Genomic DNA, 10,654 nt, shown 5'->3' with positions numbered 1-10,654 from the left:
CCGCCAAAACGCTCGACGACGTCCTTCTCGCCATAACCGGCAATCTCGAACGCCTTCACCATCGCCTCGGGCCGATGGTTGCGGATACCGCCGGAGGCGATCTCGTAGCCGTTGCAGGTGATGTCATATTGAAACGCCTTGATGGTCAGCGGGTCCTGCCCGTTGAGCGCATCGAGGCCGCCCTGCGGCATCGAAAACGGGTTGTGCGAGAAGTCGACCTTCTTGTCGTCCTCGTTGTATTCGTACATCGGAAAGTCGACGATCCAGGCGAGTTCGAACCGTTCCTTGTCGATCAGGTTCAATTCTTCACCGAGTTTGGTTCGCGCCAATCCGGCAAATTTCCAGAACTTGTCGGGATCCCCGGCGACGAAGAACGCCGCGTCGCCCTCCTTCAATCCGAGCGCGGAGCGTATCGCCGCCGTCCGTTCCGGGCCGATATTGTTGGCCAGCGGACCGGCCCCCTCGCCGCCCTCGCGCCACATGATGTAGCCAAGCCCGGGCTGGCCCTCGCCCTGCGCCCAGGAGTTCATCCGGTCGCAAAACGCGCGCGAGCCGCCGCCTAGGCCGGGGATCGCCCAGACCTGGTTCTTGGGGTCTTCCAGCATGCGCGCAAAGACCTTGAAGCCGGAGCCGCGGAAATGCTCGGAGACGTCCTGCATGATGATGGGATTGCGCAAATCCGGCTTGTCGCTGCCGTATTTGCGCAAGGCTTCCGCGAACGGAATTCGCGGCCAGTTCTGCGTGACCGGCTTGCCCTTGGCAAACTCCTCGAACACCCCGGTGATAACCGGTTCGACGGCCGCAAAAACATCGTCCTGCTCGACGAAGCTCATCTCCAGATCGAGCTGGTAGAACTCGCCAGGCAAGCGGTCGGCGCGCGGATCCTCGTCGCGGAAACACGGTGCGATCTGAAAATAGCGATCGAAGCCGGACATCATCAGCAGCTGCTTGTACTGCTGCGGCGCCTGCGGCAGCGCGTAGAACTTGCCCGGATGAATCCGTGACGGCACCAGGAAATCGCGCGCGCCCTCGGGCGACGACGCCGTCAGGATCGGGGTCTGGAATTCGAAGAAGCCTTGTTCTTTCATCCGCTTGCGCATGGAATCGACGATCGCGCCGCGGGTCATGATATTCTGGTGCAGTTTCTCGCGACGAAGGTCGAGGAAACGGTACTTAAGCCTTATGTCCTCAGGATATTCCTGCTCACCGAATACCGGCAACGGCAGTTCGCCGGCCGGACCAAGCACCTCGATCTCGCTGACATAAAGCTCGACCGCGCCGGTCGGCAATTCCGGATTATCAGTGCCGTCGGGACGGCGGCGCACCTTGCCATCGATCCGCACCACCCATTCCGAGCGCAGTCTTTCGGCGTCCTTGAACGCCGGCGAGTCCGGATCGACCACGCATTGCGTCAGCCCGTAATGGTCGCGCAGGTCGATGAACAGCAACCCGCCATGGTCGCGAATACGATGGCACCAGCCGGACAAACGAACGCTCTGGCCGATATCGCTGTCACGGAGCGCGCCGCAGGTGTGGGACCGGTAACGATGCATGGATGCCCTAAAAACAGATGTCGGAGGATCGAATCGGGGGCCAGAGGCTACCCCGCAAAGAGGCTGAGGGTTTACCCGAGCCTTTCAGGCGCGGCAACCGAATGCAGGCTGAAATTGGCCCTTCGGGAATGACCCCAAAGCCGAAAAATGACGCAAAAGCACCGGACTTTGCCGGCATCGCGGCAAATCAATTGTCTAATTCCGGCGCATGCCTATCTTGAGCACCATGACGGTCCATTTCCCCTTCCAGAACACCTACGCGGCGCTGCCGGCCGGCTTTTTTGCGCGGGTGGCGCCGACACCGGTCGCCTCGCCCCGGCTGATCAAATTGAACCGGGCGCTGGCCATCCATCTCGGTCTTGATCCCGACCGGCTCTCGAGCCCGGAGGGAGCTGAAATCCTCGCCGGCAAGCGTGTTCCCGACGGGGCGGACCCGATCGCGATGGCCTATGCCGGTCACCAGTTCGGGCATTTCGTGCCGCAGCTCGGCGATGGGCGCGCCATCCTGCTCGGCGAAGTGATCGACGCTGACGGGGTGCGCCGCGACATTCAGCTGAAAGGTTCAGGCCCGACGCCGTTTTCACGCCGGGGCGATGGGCGCGCCGCGCTTGGTCCGGTGCTGCGCGAATACATCGTCAGCGAGGCGATGGCGGCACTGGGAATTCCGACCACCCGGTCGCTCGCCGCCGTTGTGACCGGCGAGAATGTGATGCGCGAGACGGTACTGCCCGGAGCCGTCCTCACCCGCGTCGCGTCGAGCCACATCCGGGTCGGAACGTTCCAGTATTTTGCGGCACGCGGCGACATCGAAGGCGTGCGGCAGCTGGCGGACCATGTCATCAGCCGGCACTATCCGGAAGCCGCCCAGGCCGAGCGCCCCTATCATGCCCTGCTGCAAGGCGTGATCGCGCGGCAAGCGGAGCTGGTCGCACGCTGGCTGCTGGTCGGCTTCATCCATGGCGTCATGAACACCGACAACAGCTCGATCTCCGGCGAGACCATCGATTACGGCCCGTGTGCCTTCATGGACCAGTATGATCCGGCGACGGTGTTTTCTTCGATCGACGAGCAAGGCCGTTATGCCTATGCCAACCAGCCGCGGATCGCGCTCTGGAACCTGACGCGACTTGCCGAATGCCTGTTGCCGCTGTTTTCCAGCGACCAGGACCAAGCGATAGCGGAAGCGCAGACCGCGCTCGCCGATTTCGCGGAGAAGTTCGACATCGCCTATCAGTCCGGATTGCGGGCAAAACTCGGGCTGTTTACGGCGCGCGACGGCGATCCGGCGCTCGCGCAGGACCTGCTGAGCGCGATGGCCAACAACCAGGCTGACTTTACCCTGACGTTCAGGCGCCTCGGCGACGCCGCGCTCGATGCCGCGGCTGATCGCGATATCGGCCAATTGTTCGCCGATCCCGCCGCCTATGACGAATGGGCGATACGCTGGCGGCAACGGATTAGCGACGAACCGCAGGACCCCGCCACGCGGCGGACCGCCATGCGATCGGTCAATCCGGCCTTTATTCCCCGCAATCACCGGGTCGAAGCGGTTATCCAGGCCGCCGTGAACGGCGACGACTTCTCCCCCTTCGAGGAGCTTCTGAAGGTGTTGTCAAAGCCCTATGAAGACCAGCCGGCGTTCGAGCGCTATGCCGACCCGCCTGAGCCGCACCAACGCGTGCTGCAGACGTTTTGCGGAACGTGAAACGTTAACCTTCCGTCCAACATTCGGCGTGGCGGACGGCGGATGCCGCCAGAAATTAACAAGTGATCAACGGCTTGGCTCCAAATCTACCGGATTGTTCCGGGAGATTGCTGTGGACGGGCTGGTATTTGAATTCATCGGACTTGCGATGCTCGCGCTTTGCGTCATCGTGCTTGCGGTTCCTTCCTCACGGCGACCGCCTGGCCGGCGCATCGGCAACACCTGACCGCTGCCATTTCCAAAGCGAGCGTTTCGACGGGATCGGGAGCCGCGATCGGGCGCGGCCGCAAAGCGTTGGTCGCGGCGAAGGCTGCCGTCCGGCGCAAATGCAAGGCTGAATTCGCCGCAAGACCCTTGACATATCAGCGCTTTCGGCAGAACGCCGTTCTAGAAGCGTTATGGACCGTTCATGGATCTGATTACCACCACTTCCGAACTGACAGCTGTTTGCGCCCGCCTCGCCAAGCACCCGGTCATCACCGTCGACACCGAATTCCTGCGTGAGACGACCTATTATCCCCTGCTGTGCGTCGTGCAGATGGCGAGCGCGGAGGAAGCGGTCGTCATCGATACCCTCGCTGAGGGTATCGATCTCAAGCCGTTTTTCGAGCTGATGGCCGACGAGAAGGTGTTGAAGGTCTTCCACGCCGCCCGTCAGGATATCGAGATCGTCTGGCATCAGGCGGGGATCGTTCCGCACCCGATCTTCGATACCCAGGTCGCGGCCATGGTACTCGGCTACGGCGATTCCATCGCCTATGACCAGCTGGTGGAACGCATTACCGGCCACCGGCCGGACAAGACCCACCGTTTCACCGACTGGTCGCGCCGGCCGCTGACCGAAGACCAGATGCACTACGCGGTCTCCGACGTCACCCATCTGCGCGATGTATTCGCGGCACTCGACGCCGATCTCAAGAAGCGCGGCCGCAACGACTGGGTGAGCGAGGAAATGGAAGTTCTGACCTCGCCGAAGACCTACGATTTTCACCCGGAGCGCGCGTGGGAGCGGCTGAAGACGCGGGTGCGCAAGCCCAAGGAGCTTGCGGTGCTGATGGAAGTCGCCGCCTGGCGCGAACAGGAGGCGCAGAGCCGGGACGTTCCGCGCAGCCGGGTCCTGAAAGACGACGCGGTCGGCGACATCGCCACCCATGCACCAACCAGCCTTGAGCGGCTCGCCAGTTTACGCTCGCTGCCAAAGGGTTTCGACCGGTCGAAATGGGGCAGCGATATCGTCGCCGCCGTGCAGCGCGGCATTGCACGCGATCCCGCGACGCTGCCGAAGATCGAAAAGCCGCGTGGCAATTCGAACGGTGCCGCGATCGTCGAGCTGCTGAAAGTCCTGCTGCGGATGACGTCCGAACGTCACGCGGTCGCCAGCAAGGTGATCGCGACCGTCGACGATCTCGAACAGATCGCGGCCGATGACAATGCCGATGTCGGTGCCTTGCGCGGCTGGCGCCGCGAGCTGTTTGGCGAAGCGGCCCTATCGTTGAAGCATGGCCGGCTGGCGCTCGCGATCGAAAAAGGCCGGGTTGTAAGGGTCGACCGAAACAACTAATTGCCCTGCCGCGCGTAATTTTTCATTACGCCGCGAATTGGCCGAAGCGCGGCGTACAAATGCTATTGCGCCGCATTATCCGTTACATTGTCTTCGGCGGCTTTCGTGGCTTCCCATACTTCCACCAAGACCATCGATAGAATATAAGCGCTGGTAGGAAGCTTTAGCTGGTTGGCCTTTTCGATCGCCGTTGAGACGGTGATCGCCAGATCGTTAAGATCGTCCTCGATGGTCGTCATCTGTTACTCGCTTCTGGAGTTTTTGCGGTGAGCACTGACCATTCAGATTATCCTGGTGATAAATTACTGCGGCTGGTTCTCGATGATCAAATTGATCTGAACGTCGTCGAAGGTTTACGGCTCGTCGTCGCATTCAGGAAAATCAAGGATCCTTCCGATCGGCGCCTCCTCATCGAACTCGCCGAACGGCTCGCAAAGTAGTCGCCATCACGGCGACGGTTTAAAATTTCAGTCATACTTCGATTTCACTGCCTTCCTCGATAAGATCGGCGCTGTCCTGGATTCCAGCGTAAATGCCGATTACTTTGACGACCGCCTGCTTGTAGGAAGCGGCGTCGCCGGCGCCGGGGTGTTTGCAGGCCACACCATCGCCGACGATCTGATACCGATGGCTGCGGTGAAACCCGTCAACGACGGTCGACAGAATGGTTTCATCGAGAGAAAACCCCAGCAACACGCAGCGAATGCTTTTCATGTTCGACATGTATTCTGCGAACCGCGCCGAACTGTATGCCGACGGCAATGGGTGCTCGAAGGTAAGCTCTCCCGGCCTCGGCTTGAGACCCGCAATCCAATCGGTCAGATTCGACGCCGGATTGAACCACGCTGCCTGGGCGACCCGTTTCAGATGCATGACCGGCCACAGATTATGGCGCCAAAGGGTCATCAGCTGGAGGCATCGCGAGGTAATCGCCTCGGCGTCCGCGATGAAGTGGCTGCGGCCTTCCGTCAGGTACTCGACCTGAAGATCGGCGCATACCAGGATCGGTGGATCGTCAAGCATACTGGCCGCTTTTTTTTGATTGAGGATCATGCTTTGCCAAAACTCATGCCGTGCGCAGCGGAGAAGTGACCGCACGGCCCGATGAAATGTCGAGAACGCCCGGCCTGTCCCAATCGCCCTCCGGCCGGATGATCACATACGGATCGCTATCGAGCGTGATGGCATCGACGTCCGGCTCGAGGTCGAGAACCATTTCGGTATAGGAGAAATCGGAAAAAGTGATCTTGCGGTTATGGCCGAGCGGCCTGGCGCCGAAATGCGCCCAGAAATCCACCAGACGGTCCTGCGCCTGACCGTAGATTTTCCGAAATCCCTTGCGCTTGATGTAAGCGACGCTGGCCTGCACCAGCTTGAATGACACCCGCGAGCGCCGGAACTGATGACGCACCGCCAGCCGTTCGACCTTGGCGAATTCGCCGAAAAATCGCACCCGAAGGCAGCCCGCAGGTTCAGATCCGACAAATCCGATGAAGTGGGCCGCGACCAGATCGTTGCCGTCGAACTCTTCTTCGATCGGACAATCCTGCTCGGCCAGGTAGACGGCGGCGCGGATCGCGGTCACCAGCATCAGGTCGTTGGGATCGCGCGCGATGCGGATCGAAATCGAGCGCGGGATCGGGTTAGCCGAGGATGGAAGCTTACTGCCATGCATCTGCGAAACTCCCTGCTGAGACAATGGGGGCCGGCATGTGCGGGAAAAGACGATTCCAGGGTCGCTCATAACGCCAGAGGTCGGGCTGGAAGCTCGGTATAGGACTGAAACCTAAGGCGATCAGCAAATCGCGGCCCGCCGCCGTCGATGGCTGGGCGAGATAATCGGCGTTGATGAACCGCGGCTTTCTCAGATACTGCGCGACGTTTCCCAGTCCGGCAACCGCGCGTCCGTAGCCGGCAAGGGCCCATACATAAATCGCCGATACCTCCTCATCAGAGCGCGCCAAAAACTCACGGCTGGGGTTCCCAAGATCGAGGTCGTCCAGCAGGAGGGCGTCGTGCCCCCGGCAATTAAGATAGAGAAATGCGATCCCACCGAGCAGGATTCCCGCCCGCTGGAACGCAAAAATCGATTCTGGGTCGTCACGCAAAAATTGAGCGAGGCCCGCTTCCGAGACCTTAACCCCGGGGATTTCCCGTCTGGCGATCGCAACCATATCCGCCAGTTGCCCACCCGTCGCCAGACTTACGGTGATAGCGGAGGTTGGCGAAAGCCGGTCCAACTCGTGCCGAGCCGCCAAATCAACGCTTCCTCGAAACACTTTCTGCATTTAAGGTCCCACCCCTGTACGAACATCATACCTGACGGGGATAGCGGGTATGCCGCAAGATTTGCATCGGGGTGCTGCGCCATTGCAGCGCAAGAAGATCGAAGATCCTCTCAAGGCGTCATGGGAGGACTTGCGCGCGTTTCTTCTTTGCACGCGACATCAGAGTTTCAGGAACGCCGCGGAAGTCCTTGGACTGACCGGTACGACACTGATGCGCAAGATCGACAGACTCGAAGAGGAATTGGGATTCAAATTATTCTTGCGCGACCAATCGGGCTTGTCGCTAAGCGACGAAGGACGGGCATTGCTGTTCGATGTCGAGCAGATGGAACGTCTCAGCTTTAATATCTTCCGCCGCGCGTCGGTATCGACCGACATAAACGGTTCGGTGCGCGTCGCCGTGACCGAGGGGCCCGGGAATTTTTGGGTCCTGCCCAGGCTAATCGATTTCCAAAAAACTTACCGAAAGATTACGGTGGACCTTCGTTGCGCGATGGAACAGGCCGACGTCTCGCGCCTGGAAGCCGACATCTCGATTCAATTTGAGCGACCGACAAATCCGGACCTTATCGTTGCGAAGCTCGGCAGGCTTCACATTTACACGTTTGCCTCGGAAGCATATCGCGACGCTTACGGGCTGCCGGAATCCATCGCGGACCTCAAGAATCATCGGATCGTGAAGCAACACGGTGTGCAACTCGACGAGACCGGTTACGCACGAATCCTGGGACTGGATTCGCTGGATGGGGTAGTCGGCATATCGACCAATTCCAGCGTCGCGGTTCTGTATGCCATTGAACGGGGCGCCGGGATCGGATTTCTGCCGACGTCAGCAATCGCGGTCGGCGCGAACCTCGTCGCAATCGATCTCGGGATCAATTATCATATGGATTTGTGGCTTACCTACCATAAGGAATTTCGCAACTCCGATCGCCACAAGATCGTAATCAACTGGCTGAAAAGCATCTTCGACCCCAAGGTCTATGCATGCTTTCGGGATGAGTTTATCCATCCCAACAGTCTTACGTCCCTGATGAACGGATCGAGAGTGAGTTTCGGACTGCAGGGATATGCGGCCAGCAATCCGACTTGACTTCTGGCGAGAGCCCGGCCGCTCCGAATTTGCCCACCGCTACCATTTCAGCTCAACGCCGACAGTCCCTTGGTGTGACTGCATCGCGGCGCGAAATTTGCCATCATAATTGATGTAAAGACGCGCCGTGTTGGTCAGGCTCAGCGACGCCGACGCGCCGGCATCCGCGCCATATTGGCTTTCGCCGATACCCTGCACCGCGATGCTCTCGGGGCCGAGGCTGACGATGATCGAACTGAAATTCTGCGAGACATTGTCGACGAACTTGCCGTAGGCGGACAGGTCCAGAATTTTTTGATCGACGATCCAGTAATGTCCGATCTCGGCGCCGAGCAGGATCCGCGAGCGCTCCAGGGTTGCGCCGGTCGCCATCTCCGGATTGAGACCGCCGACCTCCTGAAACGCGCCGGTCGAAGCATGGGTATATTCGAGCGCGGCCTTCGGCACGATCCGGCTCTGGTCCATATTCCAGTAGTAGCTGAGTTCGGTGAGCGCGCCGTCGATCTGGGCGTTGTATCCGGCGCTGGCGGTGCCAAAACCGGTGTCCCGGCTGGAGCTGACTTTTCCAAAGCCATGGACCAGCGCGATGGCCCAGGTCCACGGCCCCTTGTCCACCGAGGCGTTGAAGCCGAACTGGGTGAGATCCAGCGTCGCCGACTGCAGCGCCAGCGGAACGTCAATGGCGGTACGGCTTTGATCAACCGAGAATCCGACATTGACGCCGGGTGCAAGGCGGGCGCCGAAACCGGCCACGCCGCCCGTGGTCTGGCGCTGATCGCCGACAAAATTGGCTTGCGCACCGTTCCTGACAGATATCCCGTACACCTCCCCCCAGGTCCGATAGCGCGGTTCGTCCGTCGCCGCCGAGGCACCGCCGCCACCTGGATTGCCCCGGGACGCCGCACCGAACCCGTTGGTCGCCTGGTTTCCTAGCCGCTCCAGGAAGCTGCTGCCGAGGTTCATCACCGCCGCACCGGCCGACAGATCGGAATTAATGGACGTCGAGGTCGGAAGCGGCGTCGGTGAAGGGGTCGGTATCGGGGTTGGCGAAGGGCTGGGGGTCGGCGTGGGCGTAGGGCTCGGCGAAGGACTTTGCGCCTGAGCCGATGACGCAACCGCAATCAAGAGGACGAACACGACGGCGACGGCCCTTGCAAGCCTCGAGGCGACCCCGGTTTCTATTGCTCGCGAAGACCGCGACGCGCAGCACATGAATGCTATTCCCAACCGGACTGCCTGCCCGACAGGAATGCCCGATCCCTGTCGTCCTCGATCGATTTGCCCCCAGTTCCCAGGGAGCGTCAATCGCTGATGGCCGCCGCCAAGGGGCAATTACCGGGCATTGTTGTTCTGCCGCCACAGTTGGCCAGGGGCAGGTCCATCGGGCGAACTCTTCGCTTAACTGATTTCCCAAGCCGCGCCAGAAGCTTGCTAACGCGCAAATTTCGTGTTGCAATACCAGGCACAATCGGATTTAGGCCGTTCGACTGTGCGTTTCGCGACTAGGAAATTGAGCAGACATCCGGAAGCCCGCTTGTGGCGTGGCACGCGAAAAGCGTGGCCGCGTCTTTTTTATGTCTAGACCAGGAGACAGGCGATGCAAAAAGGCACCGTCAAGTGGTTCAACCCGACGAAGGGTTATGGGTTCATCAAGCCGATGGCCGGCGATAAGGACGTGTTCGTCCATATCTCGGCGGTCGAGCGCGCCGGGCTCTCTACCCTCAACGAAAATCAGGTTGTTGAATACGATCTTGTGGAAAATCGCGGCAAGACTTCTGCGGAAAATCTCAAGGTCTCTTAAGCTTCGCCCCGATCCGCGCAAGCGATCGATGCACCCCCGGCCCGCGCCGGGGGATTTTATGTGGGCCTCGCCTATGCCGACGGATCCCGGCTGACGGCGGCCTCCCGTCCACGACGATTCAGCCTTGACCACTACGCCAGCATGCGGCGTTCGCGCGCCCGGATGATACCGACGACCGTATCATTGACCGGCGTGGCTATGCCCAGCGGTTTGCCCAGGCGAGGGATCGCGCCATTGATGGCCTCCACCTCGCAGCGGCGGCCGGCACTATAGTCGAGCAGCATCGAGGGACGCGCATCGGGAATTTTGCCGCCCAGCTTCCGGATATGTTCGATCGGGTCGCCGACGTCGATCCTGACCTTGGAGGCCTTGGCCACGGCGATCGCTTCCTCGGCGCAGCCCCGGGCCACGCTCCAGGCGTCGGCATCGCCGAGAATCTCGCCGACCGTCAGTCCGGTCGTGCACGAGGTCCCGGAAAAGGCTACGTTCATGATCAGCTTCTCCCAGACCATCTGCTTGATGTCGTCGAACAGTGTGACCTTGAAGCCGGCGGACTCCCAGATCTTGGCCGCAGCCTGCAGCAACTGCTTCGGTAGCCCGGCAAAGGCGCCGAACCGGATCATCTCCATCCCATTGTGGTGAGCATGGCCTGG

The 10,654-nt window shown here is 60.5% G+C and carries 12 protein-coding genes; 5 read left to right on the top strand and 7 right to left on the bottom strand.

The window, feature by feature from the left end:
- Positions 1-1,553 (bottom strand): aspartate--tRNA ligase (gene aspS / locus ABR948_RS23425; RefSeq protein WP_428122641.1); only part of this gene is annotated, 1,553 nt, incomplete at its 3' end.
- Positions 1,554-1,779: 226 nt separating this feature from the next.
- Here aspS and ABR948_RS23420 point away from each other — a divergent pair.
- Together ABR948_RS23420 and rnd are read left to right on the top strand one after the other, a co-directional pair.
- Complete coding sequence (locus tag ABR948_RS23420; protein ID WP_428122638.1) at positions 1,780-3,258, top strand: protein adenylyltransferase SelO; 1,479 nt, start codon at positions 1,780-1,782, stop codon at positions 3,256-3,258.
- A 409-nt stretch (positions 3,259-3,667) separates the two neighbouring features.
- Positions 3,668-4,819 carry a ribonuclease D gene (gene rnd / locus ABR948_RS23415; RefSeq protein WP_428122636.1) on the top strand — a complete coding sequence of 384 codons (1,152 nt, stop codon included), beginning with the start codon at positions 3,668-3,670 and terminating at the stop codon, positions 4,817-4,819.
- A 62-nt stretch (positions 4,820-4,881) separates the two neighbouring features.
- On the opposite strand, the gene ABR948_RS23410 is transcribed toward rnd, so the two are convergent.
- Complete coding sequence (locus ABR948_RS23410) at positions 4,882-5,058, bottom strand: hypothetical protein (protein WP_428122635.1); 177 nt, start codon at positions 5,056-5,058, stop codon at positions 4,882-4,884.
- A 27-nt stretch (positions 5,059-5,085) separates the two neighbouring features.
- On the opposite strand from ABR948_RS23410, the gene ABR948_RS23405 reads away from it, so the two are divergent.
- Positions 5,086-5,259 (top strand): hypothetical protein, encoded by a 174-nt coding sequence (locus tag ABR948_RS23405; protein ID WP_428122633.1) that lies wholly within the window; start codon positions 5,086-5,088, stop codon positions 5,257-5,259.
- A gap of 31 nt (positions 5,260-5,290) precedes the next feature.
- On the opposite strand, the gene ABR948_RS23400 is transcribed toward ABR948_RS23405, so the two are convergent.
- Genes ABR948_RS23400 through ABR948_RS23390 form a run of 3 tightly spaced genes read right to left on the bottom strand, consistent with a single transcriptional unit; the run spans position 5,291 to position 7,107 of the window.
- Positions 5,291-5,872, bottom strand: coding sequence for an isochorismatase family protein (locus tag ABR948_RS23400; RefSeq protein WP_428122631.1), 582 nt, complete (start codon positions 5,870-5,872; stop codon positions 5,291-5,293).
- 13 nt (positions 5,873-5,885) lie between these two features.
- On the bottom strand, positions 5,886-6,494 hold the full coding sequence (locus ABR948_RS23395; RefSeq protein ID WP_428122629.1) for a GNAT family N-acetyltransferase: 609 nt from the start codon (positions 6,492-6,494) through the stop codon (positions 5,886-5,888).
- Positions 6,481-7,107, bottom strand: coding sequence for a hypothetical protein (locus tag ABR948_RS23390; RefSeq protein ID WP_428122627.1), 627 nt, complete (start codon positions 7,105-7,107; stop codon positions 6,481-6,483). The genes ABR948_RS23395 and ABR948_RS23390 overlap by 14 nt, the downstream gene beginning before the upstream one ends.
- A 49-nt stretch (positions 7,108-7,156) precedes the next feature.
- On the opposite strand from ABR948_RS23390, the gene ABR948_RS23385 reads away from it, so the two are divergent.
- Positions 7,157-8,200: a LysR family transcriptional regulator gene (locus ABR948_RS23385; RefSeq protein ID WP_428122624.1), complete on the top strand. Its 1,044-nt coding sequence runs from the start codon at positions 7,157-7,159 to the stop codon at positions 8,198-8,200.
- A gap of 39 nt (positions 8,201-8,239) precedes the next feature.
- On the opposite strand, the gene ABR948_RS23380 is transcribed toward ABR948_RS23385, so the two are convergent.
- Positions 8,240-9,412 carry an autotransporter outer membrane beta-barrel domain-containing protein gene (locus ABR948_RS23380; RefSeq protein WP_428122643.1) on the bottom strand — a complete coding sequence of 391 codons (1,173 nt, stop codon included), beginning with the start codon at positions 9,410-9,412 and terminating at the stop codon, positions 8,240-8,242.
- A 385-nt stretch (positions 9,413-9,797) separates the two neighbouring features.
- On the opposite strand from ABR948_RS23380, the gene ABR948_RS23375 reads away from it, so the two are divergent.
- Positions 9,798-10,001 carry a cold-shock protein gene (locus ABR948_RS23375; RefSeq protein WP_423862575.1) on the top strand — a complete coding sequence of 68 codons (204 nt, stop codon included), beginning with the start codon at positions 9,798-9,800 and terminating at the stop codon, positions 9,999-10,001.
- A 131-nt stretch (positions 10,002-10,132) separates the two neighbouring features.
- On the opposite strand, the gene ABR948_RS23370 is transcribed toward ABR948_RS23375, so the two are convergent.
- The coding region (locus ABR948_RS23370; RefSeq protein ID WP_428122620.1) for a ketopantoate reductase family protein at positions 10,133-10,654 on the bottom strand (522 nt) is incomplete at its 5' end.

The organism is Bradyrhizobium sp. (assembly GCF_050014615.1).
GTDB lineage: Bacteria > Pseudomonadota > Alphaproteobacteria > Rhizobiales > Xanthobacteraceae > Bradyrhizobium.
This window is presented reverse-complemented; position numbering and strand designations above follow the sequence as displayed.

What these genes read in the sequence shown, in the direction of transcription:
- ABR948_RS23385 (WP_428122624.1), top strand. Translation starts at nt 7,157, where the DNA reads ATGCCGCAAGATTTGCATCGGGGTGCTGCGCCATTGCAGCGCAAGAAG.
- ABR948_RS23410 (WP_428122635.1), bottom strand. Translation starts at nt 5,058, where the DNA reads ATGACGACCATCGAGGACGATCTTAACGATCTGGCGATCACCGTCTCA.
- rnd (WP_428122636.1), top strand. Translation starts at nt 3,668, where the DNA reads ATGGATCTGATTACCACCACTTCCGAACTGACAGCTGTTTGCGCCCGC.
- ABR948_RS23400 (WP_428122631.1), bottom strand. Translation starts at nt 5,872, where the DNA reads ATGATCCTCAATCAAAAAAAAGCGGCCAGTATGCTTGACGATCCACCG.
- ABR948_RS23380 (WP_428122643.1), bottom strand. Translation starts at nt 9,412, where the DNA reads ATGTGCTGCGCGTCGCGGTCTTCGCGAGCAATAGAAACCGGGGTCGCC.
- ABR948_RS23395 (WP_428122629.1), bottom strand. Translation starts at nt 6,494, where the DNA reads ATGCATGGCAGTAAGCTTCCATCCTCGGCTAACCCGATCCCGCGCTCG.
- ABR948_RS23420 (WP_428122638.1), top strand. Translation starts at nt 1,780, where the DNA reads ATGACGGTCCATTTCCCCTTCCAGAACACCTACGCGGCGCTGCCGGCC.
- ABR948_RS23390 (WP_428122627.1), bottom strand. Translation starts at nt 7,107, where the DNA reads ATGCAGAAAGTGTTTCGAGGAAGCGTTGATTTGGCGGCTCGGCACGAG.
- ABR948_RS23375 (WP_423862575.1), top strand. Translation starts at nt 9,798, where the DNA reads ATGCAAAAAGGCACCGTCAAGTGGTTCAACCCGACGAAGGGTTATGGG.